General features: G+C 60.4%; 18 protein-coding genes and 1 tRNA gene. All 19 read right to left on the reverse strand.

Annotation, left to right across the window (positions count from 1 at the left end):
• Nucleotides 1–315: a 50S ribosomal protein L23 gene (gene rplW / locus NCS03_RS12920; RefSeq protein ID WP_008343846.1), complete on the reverse strand. Its 315-nt coding sequence runs from the start codon at nt 313–315 to the stop codon at nt 1–3.
• Entirely contained in the window at nt 312–932 is a 621-nt protein-coding gene (gene rplD, locus NCS03_RS12925; protein ID WP_008343845.1) for a 50S ribosomal protein L4, read from the reverse strand. The genes rplW and rplD overlap by 4 nt, the downstream gene beginning before the upstream one ends.
• Nucleotides 932–1591: a 50S ribosomal protein L3 gene (rplC, locus tag NCS03_RS12930; RefSeq protein WP_008343843.1), complete on the reverse strand. Its 660-nt coding sequence runs from the start codon at nt 1589–1591 to the stop codon at nt 932–934. The genes rplD and rplC overlap by 1 nt, the downstream gene beginning before the upstream one ends.
• Nucleotides 1592–1814: 223 nt before the next feature.
• Complete coding sequence (gene rpsJ / locus NCS03_RS12935; RefSeq protein ID WP_006998489.1) at nt 1815–2126, reverse strand: 30S ribosomal protein S10; 312 nt, start codon at nt 2124–2126, stop codon at nt 1815–1817.
• Between the two features lie 145 nt (nt 2127–2271).
• Nucleotides 2272–3462 (reverse strand): elongation factor Tu, encoded by a 1191-nt coding sequence (tuf, locus tag NCS03_RS12940; protein WP_008343820.1) that lies wholly within the window; start codon nt 3460–3462, stop codon nt 2272–2274.
• A 69-nt stretch (nt 3463–3531) separates the two neighbouring features.
• On the reverse strand, nt 3532–5634 hold the full coding sequence (gene fusA, locus NCS03_RS12945; protein WP_008343818.1) for an elongation factor G: 2103 nt from the start codon (nt 5632–5634) through the stop codon (nt 3532–3534).
• Between the two features lie 119 nt (nt 5635–5753).
• Nucleotides 5754–6224, reverse strand: a complete 471-nt coding sequence (rpsG, locus tag NCS03_RS12950) for a 30S ribosomal protein S7 (protein ID WP_008343817.1) — start codon at nt 6222–6224, stop codon at nt 5754–5756.
• A 183-nt stretch (nt 6225–6407) separates the two neighbouring features.
• Nucleotides 6408–6788 carry a 30S ribosomal protein S12 gene (rpsL, locus tag NCS03_RS12955; RefSeq protein ID WP_006998493.1) on the reverse strand — a complete coding sequence of 127 codons (381 nt, stop codon included), beginning with the start codon at nt 6786–6788 and terminating at the stop codon, nt 6408–6410.
• Between the two features lie 218 nt (nt 6789–7006).
• On the reverse strand, nt 7007–8854 hold the full coding sequence (gene recQ, locus NCS03_RS12960) for a DNA helicase RecQ (RefSeq protein ID WP_008343806.1): 1848 nt from the start codon (nt 8852–8854) through the stop codon (nt 7007–7009).
• 166 nt (nt 8855–9020) lie between these two features.
• Nucleotides 9021–13262: a DNA-directed RNA polymerase subunit beta' gene (gene rpoC, locus NCS03_RS12965; protein ID WP_008343805.1), complete on the reverse strand. Its 4242-nt coding sequence runs from the start codon at nt 13260–13262 to the stop codon at nt 9021–9023.
• Between the two features lie 21 nt (nt 13263–13283).
• The gene (rpoB, locus tag NCS03_RS12970; protein ID WP_008343804.1) at nt 13284–17390 is read right to left on the reverse strand and encodes a DNA-directed RNA polymerase subunit beta; all 4107 of its coding nucleotides are present in this window, start codon (nt 17388–17390) and stop codon (nt 13284–13286) included.
• Between the two features lie 368 nt (nt 17391–17758).
• A complete protein-coding gene (gene rplL / locus NCS03_RS12975; protein WP_008343803.1) occupies nt 17759–18136 on the reverse strand; it encodes a 50S ribosomal protein L7/L12 in 378 nt (125 codons plus the stop codon).
• An 83-nt stretch (nt 18137–18219) separates the two neighbouring features.
• On the reverse strand, nt 18220–18717 hold the full coding sequence (gene rplJ / locus NCS03_RS12980) for a 50S ribosomal protein L10 (RefSeq protein ID WP_034473109.1): 498 nt from the start codon (nt 18715–18717) through the stop codon (nt 18220–18222).
• A gap of 303 nt (nt 18718–19020) precedes the next feature.
• Entirely contained in the window at nt 19021–19719 is a 699-nt protein-coding gene (rplA, locus tag NCS03_RS12985; RefSeq protein WP_008343797.1) for a 50S ribosomal protein L1, read from the reverse strand.
• Entirely contained in the window at nt 19720–20151 is a 432-nt protein-coding gene (rplK, locus tag NCS03_RS12990; RefSeq protein WP_008343796.1) for a 50S ribosomal protein L11, read from the reverse strand.
• Nucleotides 20152–20298: 147 nt separating this feature from the next.
• On the reverse strand, nt 20299–20856 hold the full coding sequence (gene nusG / locus NCS03_RS12995) for a transcription termination/antitermination protein NusG (RefSeq protein WP_014192489.1): 558 nt from the start codon (nt 20854–20856) through the stop codon (nt 20299–20301).
• A gap of 1 nt (nt 20857) precedes the next feature.
• The gene (gene secE, locus NCS03_RS13000; RefSeq protein WP_008343790.1) at nt 20858–21238 is read right to left on the reverse strand and encodes a preprotein translocase subunit SecE; all 381 of its coding nucleotides are present in this window, start codon (nt 21236–21238) and stop codon (nt 20858–20860) included.
• A 35-nt stretch (nt 21239–21273) separates the two neighbouring features.
• Nucleotides 21274–21349 (reverse strand) — tRNA-Trp (locus tag NCS03_RS13005).
• A 67-nt stretch (nt 21350–21416) separates the two neighbouring features.
• Nucleotides 21417–22601, reverse strand: a 1185-nt coding sequence (gene tuf / locus NCS03_RS13010; RefSeq protein WP_250435275.1) for an elongation factor Tu, incomplete at its 5' end; no start/stop codon positions are given.

Consider the following 22601-nt stretch of genomic DNA (forward strand, 5'->3'; position numbering starts at 1 on the left):
TTACTTGGCCTCCGCTTCAAAGTTGATTTCCTGGCCGGGCTTCAGGCAGACGTACGCCTTCTTCACGTCCTTGCGCTTGCCATTGAAGCGGCCAAAGCGCTTTGCCTTGCCCTTCGTGACGAGCACGTTGACGGAATTGACTTCGACCTTGAACAGCAGCTCGACAGCAGCCTTGACTTCCTGCTTCGTGGCGTCCGGCGCGACTTCGAACACGACTTGTTCGTTCTTGTCGGCAACCAGCGTCGCCTTTTCGGAGATCACCGGCGCGAGCAGAACTTGCATCAAACGATGATCGTTTTTGCGAATCTCGCTCATGACAGCAACTCCTCGATCTGAGCGACCGCAGCCTTCGTGATCAGAACCTTCTTGAAGTAGATCAGCGAGAGCGGGTCGGCGTAACGCGGCTCGACAACCGCCACGTGGGCCAGGTTGCGCGACGCGAGGTACAGGTTTTCGTCGACCGTATCGGTGATGACCAACACGGAGTCGAGACCCATTGCCTTGAATTTTTCGGCCAGCAGCTTGGTCTTCGGGGCTTCGAGCACGAAGTCTTCGACCACGGCGATACGGCCTTCGCGAGCCAACTGCGAGAAAATCGAGCGGAGACCCGCGCGATGCATCTTCTTGTTGACCTTGTGCGAGAAGTTTTCTTCCGGCGAATTCGGGAAGATACGACCACCGCCGCGCCACAACGGGCTCGACGACATACCGGCACGAGCGCGGCCCGTACCTTTCTGACGCCACGGCTTCTTGGTGGTGTGCTTGACCTGCTCGCGGTCCTTCTGCGCGCGGTTGCCGCTACGTGCGTTCGCCTGATAAGCGACGACGACCTGGTGAATCAGGGCTTCGTTGTAATCGCGACCGAACACGACGTCCGATGCGTTCACGCCAGCGCCTTCCTGACCATTGGCATTCAGGAGCTTAAGTTCCATTATTTCGCTCCTTTCACAGCACGCGTCTTGACGGCCGGGGTCACGAAGACCTTGCCGCCCTTCGCACCCGGAACAGCACCGCGGACGAGCAGCAGATTGCGCTCAGCGTCGATGCGGGCGATTTCGAGATTCTGGACCGTGACGGTCTCGTCACCGAGGTGACCGGTCATGCGCTTGCCCGGGAACACGCGGCCCGGATCCTGCGCCATACCGATCGAACCCGGAACGTTGTGCGAACGCGAGTTACCGTGCGATGCGCGGCCCGAAGCGAAGTTGTAGCGCTTGATCGTACCGGCGTAGCCCTTACCGATCGACGTGCCTTGCACGTCAACTTTCTGGCCGACTTCGAAAATATCCGTACCGACGACGGCACCATTCGACAGTTCACCTGCCTTGGCCGCATCGATATGGAATTCCTTAAGGATTTCACCGGCTTGAACGCCGGCTTTGGCGAGGTGGCCCGCCAACGGCTTCGTCACGCGCGATGCGCGGCGAGTACCGAATGCAACCTGAACGGCGGTATAACCATCCGTTTCAACGGTCTTGATCTGCGTCACGCGGTTGTCCGACACGTCCAGCACGGTGACGGGGATCGAATCCCCCTCAGGCGTGAAGATACGGGTCATGCCAACCTTGCGACCTACGAGTCCAAGGCTCATCGTTTTCTCCATTCCCAACTGCGATTGGTCGGGGCTGATTTACAAATGCCGGCTTCGTTACGAGAAACTGGGTCGGCTATTCTTGCACCACTTTCTTGCACCACTTTCTTGCGCCTTTGCATGCGCATAGGCGCGAAAAGCCTTGGAGTATAACAAGGCTTTTCGAATCCTGCAAGCAATCAAAGACTTAGCTCCGTCTGGCACGCCAGCGGAGCTTTTGGACTTACTGCAGCTTGATTTCGACGTCGACGCCTGCCGGCAGGTCGAGCTTCATCAGCGCGTCGACGGTCTTGTCCGTCGGATCGACGATGTCCATCAGGCGCTGGTGGGTACGGATTTCGAGCTGGTCGCGCGACGTCTTGTTGACGTGCGGCGAACGCAGGATGTCAAAACGCTGAATACGCGTCGGCAGCGGCACCGGGCCACGAACGATCGCGCCAGTCCGCTTCGCCGTGTCGACGATCTCGGCTGCCGATTGATCGATCAGGCGATAGTCGAAAGCCTTCAGACGAATGCGGATTTTCTGGTTCTGCATGACGATTCCTTGAAAAGAGCGAGGCGGTATTGCACCGCACATTGGCAAAAGAGCGTGGGACTAAGCGCTCGCGGAGAGCGAACGCCCGGTCCCGGTCGATACTGCTACTGCTTTACTTCGAGTTCAATCGAGCAAGCCCGATATCTTACTCGATAATCTTCGCCACGACACCGGCGCCGACGGTACGGCCGCCTTCGCGGATTGCGAAGCGCAGACCTTCTTCCATGGCGATCGGAGCGATCAGCTTGACCGTGATCGACACGTTGTCGCCCGGCATCACCATTTCCTTGTCCTTCGGCAGCTCGATTGAGCCGGTCACGTCCGTCGTACGGAAGTAGAACTGCGGACGGTAGTTGTTGAAGAACGGCGTGTGACGGCCGCCTTCGTCCTTGCTCAGCACGTACACTTCAGCCGTGAAGTGCGTGTGCGGCGTGATCGAACCCGGCTTGGCCAGAACCTGGCCGCGCTCCACGTCTTCACGCTTCGTGCCGCGCAGCAGGATACCGACGTTGTCGCCTGCCTGACCTTGGTCGAGCAGCTTGCGGAACATTTCCACGCCCGTGCAGGTCGTCTTCACCGTCGGCTTGATACCGACGATTTCGATTTCCTCGCCGACCTTGACGATGCCGCGCTCGACGCGACCCGTCACCACCGTGCCGCGACCCGAGATCGAGAACACGTCTTCCACCGGCATCAGGAACGCGCCGTCAACTGCACGCTCCGGCGTCGGGATGTACGAATCCAGCGCGTCGGCCAGGTTCATGATCGCCACTTCGCCCAGCTCGCCCTTGTCGCCTTCCAGCGCCAGCTTGGCCGAACCCTTGATGATCGGGGTGTCGTCGCCCGGGAAGTCGTACTTCGACAGCAGTTCGCGCACTTCCATTTCGACGAGCTCGAGCAGCTCGGCGTCGTCCACCATGTCGCACTTGTTCAGGAACACGATGATGTACGGCACGCCAACCTGACGGGCCAGCAGGATGTGCTCACGCGTTTGCGGCATCGGGCCGTCAGCAGCCGAACACACCAGGATTGCGCCGTCCATCTGCGCGGCGCCCGTGATCATGTTCTTCACGTAGTCGGCGTGGCCCGGGCAGTCGACGTGTGCGTAGTGGCGGTTAGCCGTTTCGTACTCGACGTGCGCGGTGTTGATGGTAATACCGCGTGCCTTTTCTTCCGGCGCTGCGTCGATCTGGTCGTACGCCTTCGCTTCGCCGCCGAACTTCTGCGTGAGAACCGTCGTGATCGCTGCCGTCAGCGTGGTCTTGCCGTGGTCAACGTGACCGATCGTGCCCACGTTTACGTGCGGCTTGGTCCGCTCGAATTTACCTTTTGCCATGATTACCTTCGTTCAAAAGTTTGGTTATCGGTTTAAAGCTTGTGGCTTGCGCCGAATTACTTGCGGGAATTACTTACCCTTGGCGTTGATGATCGCGTCGGCGACGTTACGCGGAGCTTCAGCATAGTGCTTGAATTCCATCGTGTACGTTGCACGGCCTTGCGTCAGCGAACGCAGCGAGGTCGAGTAGCCGAACATTTCCGACAGCGGCACTTCGGCGCGGACGATCTTGCCGCCGCCAACCATGTCTTCCATGCCCTGGACGATACCGCGACGGCCCGACAAATCGCCCATCACGTTGCCCATGTAGTCTTCAGGCGTTTCGACTTCCACAGCCATCATCGGTTCGAGGATGACCGGGCTTGCCTTGCGCATTGCTTCCTTGAAGGCCATCGAACCGGCCATGCGGAACGCGTTTTCGTTCGAGTCGACGTCGTGGTACGAACCGAACGTCAGGTGAACCTTCACGTCCACAACCGGGAAGCCAGCCAGCACGCCCGACTTCAGCGTTTCCTGGATGCCCTTGTCCACTGCCGGGATGTATTCGCGCGGAATCACACCGCCCTTGATCTCGTCCAGGAACTCGTAGCCCTTGCCCTGCTCGTTCGGCTCGAGCGTGATGACCGCGTGACCGTACTGGCCGCGACCACCCGACTGCTTGACGAACTTGCCGTCGACGTCTGCCGCCGTCGTGCGGATCGTTTCGCGGTATGCAACCTGCGGCTTGCCGACGGTCGCTTCCACGTTGAATTCACGCTTCATGCGGTCGACCAGAATTTCGAGGTGGAGCTCGCCCATGCCCGAAATGATGGTCTGGCCCGATTCTTCGTCCGTCTGGACGCGGAACGACGGGTCTTCCTGCGCGAGACGGTTCAGCGCCAGGCCCATCTTTTCCTGGTCAGCCTTCGTCTTCGGCTCGACTGCCTGCGAAATCACCGGTTCCGGGAAAATCATGCGCTCCAGAACGATCGGGTGCTGCGGATCGCACAGCGTGTCGCCCGTGGTCGCTTCCTTCAGGCCGACGGCCGCGGCGATGTCGCCCGCGCGAACTTCCTTGATTTCTTCGCGCTGGTTCGCGTGCATCTGCAGAATACGGCCCAGACGTTCCTTCTTGTCCTTGGTCGCGTTCAGCACGGTGTCACCCGAATTCACGACGCCCGAGTACACGCGGAAGAAGATCAGCTGACCGACGAACGGGTCCGTCATGATCTTGAACGCCAGCGACGAGAACTTCTCGTCGTCGGCTGCGCGACGCTCGGCCTTTTCACCGCTTTCGAGTTCGCCCGTAACCGGGGGAATGTCGACCGGCGACGGCAGGAAGTCGATCACGGCGTCGAGCATGCGCTGCACGCCCTTGTTCTTGAACGCGGTGCCGCACAGCATCGGCTGGATTTCGCACGCGATGGTCCGGTCGCGGATCGCCTTGACGATCTCCGCTTCGCTCAGCTCTTCGCCGCCGAGGTACTTTTCCATCAGCTCTTCGCTGGCTTCCGCAGCCGACTCGATCATCTTCTCGCGCCACTCGTTGCACGTGTCAACGAGTTCGGCCGGGATGTCGACGTAGTCGAACTTCGTGCCTTGCGATGCTTCGTCCCAAATGATCGCTTTCATCTTCAGGAGGTCGACGACGCCCTTGAAGTTTTCTTCAGCGCCGATCGGCACGACGACGGGAACCGGGTTCGCCTTCAGGCGGTTCTTCAGTTGGTCATAGACCTTGAAGAAGTTCGCGCCGGTACGGTCCATCTTGTTGACGAACGCGAGACGGGGAACCTTGTACTTGTTCGCCTGGCGCCACACGGTTTCCGACTGCGGCTGCACGCCGCCCACTGCGCAGTAGACCATGCACGCGCCGTCGAGAACGCGCATCGAGCGTTCCACTTCGATCGTGAAGTCGACGTGTCCCGGCGTGTCGATGATGTTGATGCGGTGCTCGGGGTAGTTGCCGCCCATGCCCTTCCAGAAGGCCGTGGTAGCAGCCGACGTGATGGTGATGCCGCGCTCCTGCTCCTGCTCCATCCAGTCCATCGTTGCTGCGCCGTCGTGAACTTCACCGATCTTGTGGTTCACGCCCGTGTAGAACAGGATGCGCTCGGTCGTCGTCGTCTTGCCGGCGTCGATGTGAGCGCTAATACCGATATTGCGGTAGCGCTCGATAGGTGTCTTGCGAGCCACTTTGGATCCTTTTTCGGTCGACGCGCCGGCGAAATACCGGCCGCGTCCTAACACAAACGGGCGAGGCGCCAAAACTAGCGCACCCGCCCTGATTTTCCGTTTGCCCGGTGAGCGGGAGCTTAGAAACGGAAGTGCGAGAATGCCTTGTTGGCTTCTGCCATGCGGTGAACTTCGTCGCGCTTCTTCATTGCGCCACCACGGCCTTCAGCCGCTTCCTGCAGTTCACCTGCGAGACGCAGGGCCATCGACTTTTCGCTGCGCTTCTTCGCGGCTTCACGCAACCAACGCATCGCCAATGCCATACGACGCGAGGGACGCACTTCGACCGGAACCTGATAGTTCGCACCACCAACGCGACGGCTCTTCACTTCGACCACCGGCTTCACGTTGTTGAGCGCAACCGTGAACACTTCCAGCGGGTCCTTGCCACCCTTGGTCTGGATCTGTTCAAAAGCGCCGTACACGATACGCTCGGCAACCGACTTCTTGCCGGAGAGCATCAGCACGTTCATGAACTTGGCTACATCTACGTTGCCGAACTTCGGATCCGGCAACACTTCCCGCTTGGGGACTTCGCGACGACGCGGCATGATTCTTCCTTTACTTTTTCAGTTGGAGCGATTCCCCGCTCCGCGGCCACCAACTAACCCGATCCATCTATTCGACTAAACCAGCTTGGCCGGGTGACCACTTACTCGATAGCACCGGCACTTCCGGCACCACCGCCTTTACCGCCTTGCGGCGACCTTGATTCGTTACTTCCGACCGGCGACTTACTTGCCAGCCTTAGCGCGCTTCGCACCGTACTTCGAGCGAGCTTGCTTACGGTCCTTGACGCCCTGGGTATCCAGCGAGCCGCGAACCATGTGGTAACGCACACCCGGCAAGTCCTTCACACGGCCGCCGCGGATCAGCACGACCGAGTGCTCTTGCAGGTTGTGGCCTTCACCGCCGATGTACGAAATGACTTCGAAGCCGTTGGTCAGGCGAACCTTGGCGACCTTACGGAGTGCCGAGTTCGGCTTCTTCGGCGTCGTCGTGTACACGCGGGTGCACACGCCGCGACGCTGCGGGCAGTCCTGCAGGGCCGGCGACTTGCTCTTCGTCGTTTCCGACGCGCGGCCTTTGCGAACCAGTTGATTGATGGTTGGCATTGTCTAATCCTAAAAATGAACAAAATCCACGCAATTCGATCGGGCAAAGCGAAAAGAATTGCGTGTTTAGCGATCTCGCCGACGATTCCCGCGCTTCGCATCCGGCGCTAGGCCAGATCCGAAGACGGACCAATGACGAGAACCAAGCATGATATTCTGAAAATCGCAATCGGGTCAATACGTTGCGACGATTTCGATGGATTTTCGAGCGACGAATCTCAATCCGAACCGACGACGTCGAGCAGTTCGTCGCCGAAACGCTCCAGTTTGCGCACGCCGATGCCGGGAATATGGCGCAAGTCGTCGATCGTATCGGGGTCGCTGCGCGCGATTTCGGCGAGCGTCGCGTCGTGGAAGATGACGTAGGCGGGCACGCCGTCGCTCTTTGCGGTTTCCGCGCGCCAGGTCCGCAAGCGCTCCCAGCGCGACTTCTCGCGCGGTGACATGCCAGCGGTCGGATCCGCGCGTTCGCCCGTGCGGCTCGACGACTGCCGCGCGCGCGTCGGCTTCACGTATTTGCGCAGCGTGACGCGCTCTTCGCCCTTGAGTACTGGCTTGCTGGCATCCGTCAGAACGAGCGCGCCGAAGCCGTCGTGATCGACTGCGAGATAGCCGAACGCCACCAATTGCCGGAACACTGCGCGCCACTCGGGCTCGGACAGCGCCGCGCCGACGCCAAACGTCGAAATTTTCTCGTGGCCGCGTTGCAGGACCTTTTCGCTGCGCGTGCCGCGCAGAATGTCGATCAGGTGCCCGGCACCGAAATGGAATCCGCTCGCCCGCTGTGCGCGATACACGCACGACAGCGCCATCTGCGCCTCGCGAGTGGCATCGAAGGACGCGGGCGGCTCGATGCACGTATCGCAATTGCCGCACGGCGTGCTCGTCTCGCCGAAGTACGCGAGCAAACGCACGCGGCGGCACGTGGCCGCCTCGCAAAGTCCAAGCAGTGCATCGAGCTTGCCGGTCTGCACCCGCTTGTGGGCGTCGTCGGCGTCGGATTCGTCGATCATCTTCCGCTGCTGCACGACGTCGCCCAATCCGTAAGCCATCCACGCGTTCGCCGGCAAGCCGTCGCGGCCAGCGCGTCCGGTTTCCTGGTAGTAGCCCTCGACGCTCTTCGGCAAATCCAGATGCGCGACGAAGCGCACGTCCGGCTTGTCGATGCCCATGCCGAACGCGATGGTCGCGCACATGACGATGCCTTCCTCGCGCTGGAACATCTCCTGATGCTTCTGGCGCGTCTCGAACTCCATGCCCGCGTGATACGGCAACGCGCGGATGCCCTGGCCCTTCAGCCAGTCTGCGGTTTCCTCGACTTTGCGGCGCGACAGACAATAGACGACGCCCGCATCGGTGGTGCCGTCCTTGTTCGTATGCTCCGCGCGGATGAAATCGAGCAGCTGCGAGCGCGCATTGTCCTTTTCGACGATCCGATAACGAATGTTCGGCCGATCGAAGCTCGAAACGAAGATGCGCGCGTCGTCGAGCGCGAGGCGATGCACGATTTCGTCGCGCGTGATCGCATCGGCGGTCGCGGTGAGCGCGATGCGCGGCACATCGGGAAACCGCTCGTGCAGCACGGAAAGCTGAATGTATTCAGGGCGGAAATCGTGCCCCCATTGCGAAACGCAATGTGCCTCGTCGATCGCGAAAAGACCGACCGGCGCGCTGTCGAGGAGATCGAGAAAGCGCGGTGTCATCAGGCGTTCAGGCGCGACATACAGCAAGTCGATCTCGCCGTTGCGCAGGGCGCGCTCGGTCGCGGCTGCTTCGGCGCCGGACAACGTGGAATTGAGATACGCGGCGCGCACGCCCACCTCGGTCAGCGCGGCGACCTGATCCTGCATCAACGCGATGAGAGGCGACACGACGATGCCCGCCCCGAAACCCGCCTCGCGCCGTACCAGCGACGGTATCTGATAGCACAGCGACTTGCCGCCGCCGGTGGGCATCAGCACGAGGGAATCGCCGCCGTTCGCGACATGCTCGACGATCTCCGCCTGTTGTCCGCGAAATGCGGGATAGCCGAAGATTTCGTTGAGTATTTCGAGCGACCGGGACATGTGGAAAAGCGCGCACTGCGACGTGGGAGATAACGAATTCTACCAACGCATTAGCGCGTGAAACCGGCGTTAGCCATTCGGACGATGCCGACAGCGAAACGTGCAGACGAAAAAAAACCGCCCAGCCGAAGCTGAGCGGTTCATCGATGCTACTAGCGAGAGACGCTTACTCGTTGGTGTGCGGCTGCTGCTCCGCCGCCGGCGTTTCCGGCGTACCGAAGTCGAAAGCCTCTTCGGCCGCGATCTGGTCGAAACGCTCGCGGTCCGACGATTCCTTCGCCTTGCGCGCCTTGTGGAACGCGAGACCCGTACCGGCCGGAATCAGACGGCCGACGATCACGTTTTCCTTCAGGCCACGCAGATCGTCGCGCTTGCCCATGATCGCCGCTTCGGTCAGCACGCGGGTCGTTTCCTGGAACGACGCCGCCGAGATGAACGAATCGGTCGACAGCGATGCCTTCGTGATACCGAGCAGCACGTTGTCGTACGTCGCCGGACGCTTGTCTTCCGCGATCATCTTGTCGTTCTCGTCGAGCATGTCCGAACGCTCGACTTGTTCGCCAGGAATGAAACGCGTATCGCCGTTGTCGACGATCTGCACGCGGCGCAGCATCTGACGCACGATCACTTCGATGTGCTTGTCGTTGATCTTCACGCCCTGCAGACGGTACACGTCCTGCACTTCGTCCACGATGTAGCGCGACAACGCCTCGATACCCTGCAGACGCAGGATGTCGTGCGGATCGGCAGGACCGTCGACGATCATTTCGCCCTTGTTGACGACCTGACCGTCGTGCACCAGCACCTGCTTTTCCTTCGCGATCAGGAACTCGTGCTGATTGCCCTCGAGGTCCGTGATGACGAGACGCTGCTTGCCCTTCGTGTCCTTGCCGAACGACGTCGTGCCCGTGACTTCCGCCAGAATGCCGGCGTCCTTCGGCGAGCGCGCTTCGAACAGTTCGGCCACGCGCGGCAGACCACCGGTAATGTCACGCGTCTTCTGCGCTTCAACCGGGATACGCGCCAGCACTTCACCGACCTGCACCTGCTGACCATCCTTCACGGTGATCAGTGCGCCGACCTGGAAGCCGATCTGCACCGAATGCTCGGTGTTCGGGATCTTCACTTCCTCGCCGTTCGCGTCGAGCAGCTTCACCTGCGGACGCACGCTCTTGCCAGCCTGCGAGCCACGGCGCTTCGCGTCGATCACGACCAGGGTCGAAAGACCGGTCACGTCGTCGATCTGCTTCGCGACCGTCACGCCTTCCTCGACGTTCTCGAACTTCACCGTACCGCCCCACTCGGTGATGATCGGACGCGTCAGCGGATCCCATTGAGCCAGTTGCGTACCGGCCTTGATCGCAGCGCCGTCGAGTTGCAGCAGCGTTGCGCCGTACGGAATCTTGTGACGCTCACGCTCGCGACCGAAGTCGTCCGCGATGATCGCCTCGCCGGAACGCGAAATGACGACCTGCTCGCCCTTCGCGTTGGTGACGTAACGCATCGTGGCCGTGAAGCGCAGCGTACCGTTGCTCTTCGCTTCCACCGTCGAAGCCACCGCCGCACGCGATGCCGCACCACCGATGTGGAACGTACGCATCGTCAGCTGCGTGCCCGGCTCGCCGATCGACTGAGCAGCGATCACACCGACTGCCTCACCGACGTTCACGCGCGAACCGCGGCCCAGGTCGCGGCCGTAGCACGCGGCGCACAGGCCATAACGCGTCTCGCAGGTGAGCGGCGTGCGCACGCGCACTTCGTCGATGCCGAGGCGCTCGATTTCCTCCACCGCATCTTCGTCGAGCAGATCGCCCGAAGCGTAGATCGTTTCCTGCGTTTCCGGATTGACGACGTCCGCCACCGCGACGCGACCGAGAATACGGTCACGCAGCGCTTCGACGACTTCACCGCCTTCCACCAACGCCTTCATCGCCACGCCGTTCGACGTGCCGCAATCGTCTTCGACGACGACCAGATCCTGCGTCACGTCGACGAGACGACGCGTCAGGTAACCCGAGTTCGCGGTCTTCAACGCCGTGTCCGCCAGACCCTTACGAGCGCCGTGCGTCGAGATGAAGTACTGCAACACGTTCAGGCCTTCGCGGAAGTTCGCGGTAATCGGCGTCTCGATGATCGAGCCGTCCGGCTTAGCCATCAGGCCGCGCATACCGGCGAGCTGACGAATCTGCACCGCGGAACCACGCGCGCCCGAGTCGGCCATCATGTAGATGGAGTTGAACGACTCCTGCTTCGTTTCGTTGCCGTCGCGATCGACCACCGGCTCCGTTGCGAGCTGCTCCATCATCGCCTTGCCGACCGCTTCCGACGTTGCCGACCAGATGTCGACCACGTTGTTGTAGCGCTCCTGCGCGGTGACGAGACCCGACATGTACTGACGGTCGTATTCCTTCACCTTCTTCGCGGCGTCGCCGACGATGGTTTCCTTCTGCGGCGGCACGAGCATGTCGTCGACGCAAATCGAGATACCGGCGCGCGTTGCGAGACGGAAGCCCATTTGCATCAGCTGGTCGGCGAAGATCACCGTTTCGCGCAGACCGCACTTGCGGAACGCCGTGTTGATCAGCTGCGAAATCTGCTTCTTCTTCAGCGGCTTGTTCAGCACCGTGAACGGCAGGCCCGGCGGCAGAATCTCCGACAGGATCGAACGGCCGACGGTCGTCGCGTACAGCGAGATCTTCGGCACGAACTTCGGCGCACCTTCACTCTGGTCTTCGTTCGCCACCATTTCGGTGATACGCACGTTGACGCGCGATGCCAGTTCGACTTCCTTGTTCTCGTACGCGCGGATCACTTCCGACACGCCCGTGAACGTCATGCCTTCGCCCTTGCCGTTGATCGCTTCGCGCGACGCGTAGTACAGGCCCAGCACGATATCCTGCGACGGCACGATCGACGGATCGCCGTTGGCCGGGAACAGGACGTTGTTCGACGCCAGCATCAGCGTGCGCGCTTCCATCTGCGCTTCGAGCGACAGCGGAACGTGCACGGCCATCTGGTCGCCGTCGAAGTCGGCGTTGAACGCCGCGCAAACGAGCGGATGCAGCTGGATCGCCTTCCCTTCGATCAGCACCGGCTCGAAAGCCTGAATGCCGAGACGGTGAAGAGTAGGCGCGCGGTTCAGCATCACCGGATGCTCGCGAATGACTTCTTCGAGAATGTCCCACACGACCGGCGTCTGGTTCTCGACTTCCTTCTTCGCGGCCTTGATGGTCGTCGCGACGCCCATCACTTCCAGCTTGTTGAAGATGAACGGCTTGAACAGTTCGAGCGCCATCAGCTTCGGCAGACCGCACTGATGCAGCTTGAGCGTCGGGCCGACCACGATCACCGAACGGCCCGAATAGTCCACACGCTTACCGAGCAGGTTCTGACGGAAACGACCGCCCTTACCCTTGATCATGTCAGCGAGCGACTTCAGCGGACGCTTGTTCGCGCCGGTCATCGCCTTGCCGCGACGGCCGTTGTCGAGCAGCGAATCGACGGCTTCCTGCAGCATCCGCTTTTCGTTGCGGACGATGATTTCAGGCGCCTTCAGTTCGAGCAGACGCTTCAACCGGTTGTTACGGTTGATGACGCGGCGATACAGGTCGTTCAGGTCCGACGTCGCGAAACGGCCGCCGTCCAGCGGCACGAGCGGACGCAGTTCCGGCGGCAGCACCGGCAGCACGTCGAGCACCATCCAGTCAGGCTTGATGCCCGAACGCTGGAAAGCCTCGAGCACTTTCAGGCGCTTCGCGTACTTCTTGATCTTCGCTTCGGAACCGGTGTTCTTCAGTTCCGTGCGCAGCGTCTCGACCTGTTCGTCGATGTTGATCGCGCGCAGCAGTTCGCGCACGCCTTCCGCGCCCATTTCGGCACGGAACTCGTCACCGTACTCTTCGACCTTGTTGTAGTAATCCTCTTCGGTCATGATCTGCCGCGCTTTCAGCGGCGTCATGCCCGGATCGATCACCACGTATGCTTCGAAGTACAGCACGCGCTCGATGTCGCGCAGCGTCATGTCGAGCACCATGCCCAGACGCGACGGCAGCGACTTCAGGAACCAGATGTGCGCGACCGGCGAGGCCAGTTCGATGTGGCCCATCCGTTCGCGGCGCACCTTGGCCAGCGTCACTTCGACGCCGCACTTCTCGCAGATCACGCCGCGATGCTTCAGGCGCTTGTACTTGCCGCACAGGCATTCGTAGTCCTTGATCGGACCAAAAATCTTCGCGCAGAACAGACCATCCCGCTCCGGCTTGAACGTGCGGTAATTGATGGTCTCCGGCTTCTTCACTTCGCCGAACGACCAAGAACGAATCTTGTCGGGCGACGCGAGGCCGATCTTGATCGCATCAAAAACTTCTTCTTGTTGGACTTGCTTGAATAGATCGAGCAGAGCTTTCATTGCTTTCTCTCCGTAGTCCGATTAGTTGCGGTCCAGATCGATATCAATACCGAGCGAGCGGATTTCCTTCACCAACACGTTGAAGGATTCCGGCATGCCCGCGTCGATGACGTGATCGCCCTTGACGAGGTTCTCATAAACCTTCGTCCGGCCCGTCACGTCGTCCGACTTGACCGTCAGCATTTCTTGCAGCACATACGACGCGCCATACGCCTCGAGTGCCCACACTTCCATCTCACCGAAGCGCTGACCACCGAACTGCGCCTTACCACCCAGCGGCTGCTGCGTGACGAGCGAGTACGGACCGGTCGAACGTGCGTGCATCTTGTCGTCGACCAAGTGGTGCAGCTTCAGGTAGTGCATGTAGCCGACCGTGACCGTGCGCTCGAATGCTTCGCCGGTGCGGCCGTCGTACAGCGTGACCTGGTTCTTCGACGGCGTCATGCCGAGATTCGTGGCGATGTCGTCCGGGAACGCCAGATCGAGCGCACGCGTCATTTCGTGTTCCGTCGCGCCGTCGAACACCGGCGTCGCGAACGGCACACCTTCGCGCAGGTTCTTCGCGAGTTCGAGGATCTCGTCGTCGGAGAACTTGTCCAGCTCTTCCTGACGGCCCGACTCGTTATAGATCTGCGTGAGGAACTGACGCATTTCTTCGATCTTCGCCTGACGCTGCATCATCTCGCCGATGCGCCAGCCGAGACCCTTCGCGGCCCAGCCGAGGTGCACTTCGAGAATCTGACCCACGTTCATCCGCGACGGCACGCCGAGCGGGTTCAGCACGACGTCGGCCGGACGGCCATCGGCCATGTACGGCATGTCTTCGATCGGCACGATCTTCGACACGACACCCTTGTTACCGTGACGACCCGCCATCTTGTCGCCAGGCTGCAGGCGACGCTTCACGGCGAGATACACCTTGACCATCTTCAGCACGCCCGGCGGCAGTTCGTCGCCTTGCGTGAGCTTCTTGCGCTTCTCTTCGAACGCGAGATCGAACTGGTGACGCTTCTGCTCGATCGAGTCCTTGATCGCTTCCAGCTGTGCCGCGGCTTCTTCGTCCGCGAGGCGGATGTCGAACCAGTGGTAGTGATCGAGATCTTCGAGGTACGCGAGGTCGATCTTCGTGCCCTTCGCGAGCTTCTTCGGACCGCCATTCGCGACCTTGCCGTTCAGCATGCGGGCGAGACGCGAGAACGCGTCGCCTTCCACGATGCGCAGCTGGTCGTTCAAATCCAGGCGATAACGCTTCAGTTCGTCGTCGATGATCTGTTGCGCGCGCTTGTCACGCGTGATGCCTTCGCGCGTGAACACTTGCACGTCGATGACCGTACCGCTCATGCCCGAGGGCACGCGCAGCGACGTATCCTTCACGTCCGATGCCTTCTCGCCGAAGATCGCGCGCAGCAGCTTTTCTTCCGGCGTCAGTTGGGTTTCGCCCTTCGGCGTGACCTTGCCGACCAGCACGTCGCCCGCCTCGACTTCCGCGCCGATGTAGACGATGCCCGACTCATCGAGACGGCCAAGCTGCACTTCCGCGAGGTTCGAGATATCGCGCGTGATTTCTTCCGGTCCGAGCTTCGTGTCGCGAGCAACGACATTCAGTTCTTCGATGTGGATCGACGTATAGCGATCGTCCGCAACGACCTTCTCCGAGATCAGAATCGAGTCTTCGAAGTTGTAGCCGTTCCACGGCATGAACGCGACCAGCATGTTCTGGCCGAGCGCGAGCTCGCCCAAATCCGTCGATGCACCGTCAGCCAGCACGTCGCCGCGCGCAACCTTGTCGCCGACCTTCGCGATCGGACGCTGGTTGATGTTCGTGTTCTGGTTCGAACGCGTGTACTTGATCAGGTTGTAGATGTCCACGCCGACGTCGCCGGCGACGGCTTCATCGTCGTTCACGCGAATCACGATACGGCCCGCGTCGACGTAATCCACCACGCCACCGCGCAGCGCCTGAACCGTCGTGCCCGAGTCGACCGCGACCGTGCGCTCGATGCCCGTACCGACGACCGGCTTTTCCGGACGCAGGCAAGGCACGGCCTGACGCTGCATGTTCGAACCCATCAACGCGCGGTTCGCGTCGTCGTGCTCGAGGAACGGGATCAGCGATGCAGCCACCGACACGATCTGCGACGGCGCCACGTCCATGTACTGGATGCGGTCCGGCGTGACCATCAGCGTTTCGCCCGCTTCACGCGACGACACGAGTTCGTCGGTCAGCGTGCCGTCTTCGCTCACGGCGGCATTCGCCTGCGCGATCACGTAGCGGCCTTCTTCGATCGCCGACAGATAGTCGATCTGATCCGTCACCTTGCTGTCCACGACCTTGCGGTACGGCGTTTCGAGGAAGCCGTACTCGTTGAGGTGCGCGTACAGAGCGAGCGAGTTGATCAGACCGATGTTCGGACCTTCCGGTGTTTCGATCGGGCACACACGGCCGTAGTGCGTCGGATGCACGTCGCGGACTTCGAAGCCCGCGCGCTCGCGCGTCAGACCGCCCGGGCCCAGTGCGGAAACGCGACGCTTGTGCGTGATTTCCGACAGCGGGTTGGTCTGGTCCATGAACTGCGAGAGCTGCGACGAACCGAAGAACTCGCGAATCGCCGACGAAATCGGCTTCGAGTTGATCAGGTCGTGCGGCATCAGGTTTTCGCTTTCGGCCTGGCCGAGGCGTTCCTTCACAGCCCGTTCGACGCGCACGAGACCCGCGCGAAACTGGTTCTCCGCGAGCTCGCCGACGCAACGCACGCGACGATTGCCGAGGTGGTCGATATCGTCCACTTCGCCCTTGCCGTTACGCAGCTCGACGAGGATCTTGATGGTCGCGAGGATGTCGTCGTCCTGCAGCGTCATCGGTCCGATGATTTCGTCACGGCCGACGCGGCGGTTGAACTTCATGCGGCCGACCTTCGACAGGTCGTACGCGTCTTCGCTGTAGAACAGACGGTTGAACAGCGCCTCGACCGCTTCTTCGGTCGGCGGCTCGCCCGGGCGCATCATGCGGTAGATCGCGATGCGCGCGGCCATCTTGTCGGCGGTTTCGTCGATACGCAGCGTCGACGAAATGTACGGACCCTGATCCAGATCGTTCGTGTAGAGCGTCTGGATGTCCTTGACCTTCGCTTCGCGCAGCTTCTCGAGAACCGTTTCCGTGATTTCTTCGTTGGCGTTCGCGATCACTTCGCCCGTTTCGGGGTCAATCACGTTCTTCGCCAGTACGCGGCCGAGCAGGTATTCCTCCGGCACCGAGATGAACTTCGTCTTGGCGTTTTCGAGGTCGCGAATGTGCTTCGCGTTGATCCGCTTGTCCTTCGTGACGATGACGTTGCCATCGCGATCCTGGATGTCGAAGCGCGCGACTTCGCCGCGCAGACGCTCAGGCACGAATTCCATTTGCGCGCCTTCGCTCATCAGCGCGAAGTTGTCGAACACGAAGAAGTTCGCGAGGATCTGCTCCGGCGACATGCCGATAGCCTTCAGCAGGATCGTGACCGGCATCTTGCGGCGACGGTCGACGCGGAAGTACAGCACGTCCTTCGGATCGAATTCGAAGTCGAGCCACGAGCCACGATAGGGAATGATACGAGCCGAGAACAGCAGCTTGCCGGAGCTGTGCGTCTTGCCCTTGTCGTGCTCGAAGAAGACACCAGGCGAACGGTGGAGCTGCGACACGATCACGCGCTCGGTACCGTTGATGACGAACGAACCCGTCGGCGTCATGAGCGGAATTTCGCCCATGTACACTTCCTGCTCCTTCACTTCCTTGACGACCGGCTTGCTCGGCGATTCCTTGTCGAGCAGAACCAGGCGCACTTTCGCGCGCAGCGCCGAGCAGTACGTCAGACCGCGCTGCTGGCATTCCTTGATGTTGAACGCGGGCGGCGACAGCATGTAGCTGACGAACTCGAGACGCGCGAAACCGTTGTGCGAGACGATCGGGAAAACAGAGCTGAACGCAGCCTGCAAGCCTTCGGACTTGCGCTGCGAGGAAGACGTGTCCGCTTGCAGAAACGTCTGGAATGATTCAAGCTGGGTCGCCAGCAAAAAGGGAACTTGGTGAACGATGGGGCGCTTCGCGAAACTCTTGCGAATACGCTTCTTCTCGGTGAAGGAATATTGCATACGATCTCCGAATCACGGCGGGCGTTACCGAGGCGGGATACCTCGATGCCACAGCCCGGTGTTCACCGACTGAGACCCGCGCAACTGTCCGGGGAGGACGCGCGAATCTAGAAGCTTGGTGGTTGGCCGCTACCAACCGCTGGCTGACGGCAGCGGATGCCTGTGTTTCCCGCTACCCGACCAAACTTGCCTTCTGCAGTCGCTTCAGAAGACAAAGAGAACAATCGGAAAATTCTGCCGTTCCGACCGTTATCTTTGGCTTCTGTGGAGACATTTATGCTTGCTGACCAGCATACAAACTGCGTCCCCACAAAGCACAAAAAGGCCGGCGGTGAAAAACCGCCAGCCTTCGCATAGCGCAATGAAACTTACTTGATTTCAGCCTTCGCGCCCGCGTCTTCCAGCTTCTTCTTGGCTTCTTCAGCAGCAGCCTTGGGCACCGCTTCCTTGATGGGCTTCGGTGCGCCGTCAACCAGATCCTTCGCTTCCTTCAGGCCGAGACCGGTCAGTTCACGAACAGCCTTAATGACGGAAACCTTGTTCGCGCCTGCTTCGAGCAGGTTCACGGTGAACTCCGTCTGCTCTTCAGCAGCAGCAGCGGCGCCACCGGCACCTGCGGGCCCAGCAACTGCGACAGCAGCAGCCGACACGCCAAACTTCTCTTCGAACGCCTTGACCAGCTCGTTCAGTTCCAGCACCGACATCGAGCCAACGGCTTCGAGGATGTCTTCTTTTGCGATTGCCATGTGAAATACTCCTAGATTGAATTCGGATCGAGCTAGCGATCTAGCTTTGCCTAACTTAAGCGACTAGCGCCCAAGCGCGGTCGTTACGCAGCTTCGCCCTGCTTCTTTTCAGCCAGCGCGGCCAGAGCGCGCGCAAAGCCGGAAACAGGTGCCTGCATGACGAACAGCAACTTGGAGAGCAGTTCTTCGCGGCTCGGGATGTTGGCCAGCGCTTGCACGCCTGCCTTGTCCATCACGTTGCCTTCGTAGGAACCAGCCTTGATGATCAACTTGTCATTGCTCTTGCCGAAGTCGTTGACGACCTTTGCAGCGGCAATGGCATCTTCCGAGATGCCGTAGATCAGAGGACCGGTCATCTGCTCAGCCAGCGGAGCGAACGGCGTACCTTCGACGGCGCGACGCGCCAGCGTGTTCTTCAACACGCGCAGATACACCTGTTGCTCACGCGCTTTCGCGCGCAGCTTGGTCAGATCGCCAACCGTGATCCCACGATACTCAGCGAGCACCATCGTCTGAGCCTTCGCGACTTGCGCGGCGACTTCAGCGACGACTGCCTGCTTATCTTCTTTGTTCAGTGGCACGGTTAAACCTCCAGATTCGATGCACTCGGGCGAACTACCCTCATGCACCACGTTCAACAACGGCGTCCGACTGTTAGGAGTATTTCGATCGATTGGTGAGACGTCTCACGACGCTCGATAACCGATTTCAACCACTGCAAAACTGTTTCGGGTTCGCCATCTGCGTTGGCTTGAATTAAGGCAATGCCTGCCTGCTGCACCGCCACCAACGGTCTTTGACAACCGGTTGCTCAATCGAAACTGCAATCTTGCAACCGCCCAAAGCCCATATGAAGCGCGGTCATCTGACCGCGCTCGAAATTCTTACTGTTGCGCCAGCGTGGCTTGATCCACGCGAACGCCGACACCCATCGTGCTCGACACCGCGATCTTGCGCAGGTACACGCCCTTGCTGGTCGCCGGCTTCGCCTTTTGCAGCGCTTCGATCAGCGCCGACAGGTTCTGACGCAGCGATGCCGGCTCGAACGATGCGCGACCGATCGTGCCGTGGATGATACCGGCCTTGTCGACGCGGAACTGAACCTGACCCGCCTTCGCGTTCTTGACCGCTTGAGCGACGTCCGGCGTAACCGTACCGACCTTCGGGTTCGGCATCAGACCACGCGGACCGAGGATCTGACCCAGCGTACCGACGACACGCATCGTGTCCGGCGAAGCGATCACGACGTCGAAATTCAGATTGCCGGCCTTGACTTGCTCGGCCAGGTCTTCCATGCCGACCACGTCTGCGCCAGCTGCGCGAGCCTGTTCAGCCTTGTCGCCTTGCGCGAACACTGCGACGCGAACCGACTTGCCGGTACCAGCCGGCAGAACCACGGAGCCGCGAACCACCTGATCCGACTTCTTCGCGTCGATGCCGAGCTGCACTGCAACGTCGATCGACTCGTCGAACTTGGCGCTCGCGCATTCCTTCACGAGAGCCAGCGCGTCGTCGATCGCGTACAGCTTCTGACGATCAACCTTGTTCGCAAATGCCTGAAGGCGCTTAGAAAGCTTAGCCATTTACACGCCCTCCACAGTGATGCCCATCGAACGCGCGCTGCCGGCGATCGTACGCACGGCTGCATCCAGATCAGCTGCCGTAAGATCCGGCATCTTGGTCTTCGCGATTTCTTCCGCTTGAGCGCGGGTGATGTTGCCGACCTTGTCGGTGTGCGGCTTGCTCGAACCCTTCTGCACTGCGGCCGCCTTCTTGATCAGAACGGTAGCCGGCGGCGTCTTCATGATGAAGGTGAAGCTCTTGTCCGCGAATGCCGTAATGACGACCGGCACCGGCAGACCCGGCTCCATGCCCTGAGTCTGCGCGTTGAACGCCTTGCAGAACTCCATGATGTTCAGGCCACGCTGGCCCAGTGCCGGACCGACCGGCGGCGACGGGTTGGCTTTACCTGCAGGAATCTGCAGCTTGATAAAGCCGATGATTTTCTTTGCCATGTTGAAAACCTCTGCTGAACGCGTGAGCGTTCGGTGAGTGATAGCGCGCGTTCGACGTTGCCGACTACTGACGCTCCTCAACGGTCATGACGCGGACCGTAAGCGCGAATCGCGCGATGGCCCGAAAGCCACGCGCGATGTATTCGATTAAAGCTTCTCGACCTGACCGAACTCGAGTTCGACCGGCGTCGAACGCCCGAAAATCGTGACAGAAACACGCACTCGGGACTTTTCGTAATTCACTTCTTCGACGTTGCCATTGAAGTCGGTGAACGGACCTTCCTTCACGCGGACCATCTCGCCGACTTCGAAGAGCGTCTTCGGCCGCGGCTTCTCGACGCCTTCCTGCATCTGCGACATGATCTTTTCGACTTCACGTGGCGAGATGGGACTCGGGCGATTGCGCGCACCACCAACGAAACCGGTTACTTTGGCCGTGTTCTTGACCAGATGCCACGTTTCGTCCGTCATTTCCATTTCGACCAGGACATAACCCGGGAAGAAACGACGCTCGGTGACCGATTTGTGGCCGCCTTTTACTTCAACAACTTCTTCGGTCGGGACAAGAATCTGACCGAATTGATCTTGCATGCCTGCGCGCTCGATGCGCTCCTGAAGCGCACGTTGCACGCTCTTCTCCATGCCGGAGTAGGCGTGCACCACATACCAACGCTTTCCACTCGGGGATGTCGGAGTATCGCTCATATCATTTCCAACCCAGAATCGCCGAGAAAATCACCCATTCGATCGACTTATCGCTAAGCCAAAGGAAGATGGCCATGATCAGAACAAACGCGAAGACCACCAGGGTCGTTTGCGTGGCCTCTTTGCGAGTCGGCCAGACAACCTTGCGGACTTCCTTGTACGAGTCTTTGGCAAAAGCGATGAAACCCTTGCCCGGCGCAGAGAGCAGACCGACTGCGACACCCGCGATGACACCAACAGCAAGCGCTGCGCCGCGGACGTACCATTCTTGGCCCGAGAGCCAGAAGAATCCAACGAACCCGGCCAAGACCAACAATACGCCCGCCACCAACATCAACTTGTCGCCGGAAGTATTTACAGTTTCGACGGAAGGATTCGCCATAACACCTTAAACAGCGCCACTTGGCGCGAGAATTTTGGCAGGGGCAGAGGGAATCGAACCCCCAACCTTCGGTTTTGGAGACCGACGCTCTGCCAGTTGAGCTATACCCCTAAACCATTTGGGGTCGACGGACATTGCCGACCCCGAAACCACTAACTACCGAGACGATTTCTGGCTCTTACTCGATAATCTTCGCCACGACACCGGCGCCGACGGTACGGCCGCCTTCGCGGATTGCGAAGCGCAGGCCTTCTTCCATGGCGATCGGAGCGATCAGCTTGACCGTGATCGACACGTTGTCGCCCGGCATCACCATTTCCTTGTCCTTCGGCAGCTCGATTGAGCCGGTCACGTCCGTCGTACGGAAGTAGAACTGCGGACGGTAGTTGTTGAAGAACGGCGTGTGACGGCCGCCTTCGTCCTTGCTCAGCACGTACACTTCAGCCGTGAAGTGCGTGTGCGGCGTGATCGAACCCGGCTTGGCCAGAACCTGGCCGCGCTCCACGTCTTCACGCTTCGTGCCGCGCAGCAGGATACCGACGTTGTCGCCTGCCTGACCTTGGTCGAGCAGCTTGCGGAACATTTCCACGCCCGTGCAGGTCGTCTTCACCGTCGGCTTGATACCGACGATTTCGATTTCCTCGCCGACCTTGACGATGCCGCGCTCGACGCGACCCGTCACCACCGTGCCGCGACCCGAGATCGAGAACACGTCTTCCACCGGCATCAGGAACGCGCCGTCAACTGCACGCTCCGGCGTCGGGATGTACGAATCCAGCGCGTCGGCCAGGTTCATGATCGCCACTTCGCCCAGCTCGCCCTTGTCGCCTTCCAGCGCCAGCTTGGCCGAACCCTTGATGATCGGGGTGTCGTCGCCCGGGAAGTCGTACTTCGACAGCAGTTCGCGCACTTCCATTTCGACGAGCTCGAGCAGCTCGGCGTCGTCCACCATGTCGCACTTGTTCAGGAACACGATGATGTACGGCACGCCAACCTGACGGGCCAGCAGGATGTGCTCACGCGTTTGCGGCATCGGGCCGTCAGCAGCCGAACACACCAGGATTGCGCCGTCCATCTGCGCGGCGCCCGTGATCATGTTCTTCACGTAGTCGGCGTGGCCCGGGCAGTCGACGTGTGCGTAGTGGCGGTTAGCCGTTTCGTACTCGACGTGCGCGGTGTTGATGGTAATACCGCGTGCCTTTTCTTCCGGCGCTGCGTCGATCTGGTCGTACGCCTTCGCTTCGCCGCCGAACTTCTGCGTGAGAACCGTCGTGATCGCTGCCGTCAGCGTGGTCTTGCCGTGGTCAACGTGACCGATCGTGCCCACGTTTACGTGCGGCTTGGTCCGCTCGAATTTACCTTT

This window comes from Caballeronia sp. ATUFL_F1_KS4A (assembly GCF_023630905.1).
In the GTDB taxonomy this organism is placed as follows: domain Bacteria; phylum Pseudomonadota; class Gammaproteobacteria; order Burkholderiales; family Burkholderiaceae; genus Caballeronia; species Caballeronia zhejiangensis.

Bases quoted from the DNA above. Each gene is read 5' to 3' on its own strand.
- secE (WP_008343790.1), bottom strand. From the start codon at position 21,238: ATGGCGAATCCTTCCGTCGAAACTGTAAATACTTCCGGCGACAAGTTG.
- rplL (WP_008343803.1), bottom strand. From the start codon at position 18,136: ATGGCAATCGCAAAAGAAGACATCCTCGAAGCCGTTGGCTCGATGTCG.
- recQ (WP_008343806.1), bottom strand. From the start codon at position 8,854: ATGTCCCGGTCGCTCGAAATACTCAACGAAATCTTCGGCTATCCCGCA.
- rplK (WP_008343796.1), bottom strand. From the start codon at position 20,151: ATGGCAAAGAAAATCATCGGCTTTATCAAGCTGCAGATTCCTGCAGGT.
- tuf (WP_008343820.1), bottom strand. From the start codon at position 3,462: ATGGCAAAAGGTAAATTCGAGCGGACCAAGCCGCACGTAAACGTGGGC.
- rplW (WP_008343846.1), bottom strand. From the start codon at position 315: ATGAGCGAGATTCGCAAAAACGATCATCGTTTGATGCAAGTTCTGCTC.
- rpsL (WP_006998493.1), bottom strand. From the start codon at position 6,788: ATGCCAACCATCAATCAACTGGTTCGCAAAGGCCGCGCGTCGGAAACG.
- rplA (WP_008343797.1), bottom strand. From the start codon at position 19,719: ATGGCTAAGCTTTCTAAGCGCCTTCAGGCATTTGCGAACAAGGTTGAT.
- rpoC (WP_008343805.1), bottom strand. From the start codon at position 13,262: ATGAAAGCTCTGCTCGATCTATTCAAGCAAGTCCAACAAGAAGAAGTT.
- rpoB (WP_008343804.1), bottom strand. From the start codon at position 17,390: ATGCAATATTCCTTCACCGAGAAGAAGCGTATTCGCAAGAGTTTCGCG.
- rpsJ (WP_006998489.1), bottom strand. From the start codon at position 2,126: ATGCAGAACCAGAAAATCCGCATTCGTCTGAAGGCTTTCGACTATCGC.
- rplD (WP_008343845.1), bottom strand. From the start codon at position 932: ATGGAACTTAAGCTCCTGAATGCCAATGGTCAGGAAGGCGCTGGCGTG.
- nusG (WP_014192489.1), bottom strand. From the start codon at position 20,856: ATGAGCGATACTCCGACATCCCCGAGTGGAAAGCGTTGGTATGTGGTG.
- rpsG (WP_008343817.1), bottom strand. From the start codon at position 6,224: ATGCCGCGTCGTCGCGAAGTCCCCAAGCGGGAAGTGTTGCCGGATCCG.
- rplC (WP_008343843.1), bottom strand. From the start codon at position 1,591: ATGAGCCTTGGACTCGTAGGTCGCAAGGTTGGCATGACCCGTATCTTC.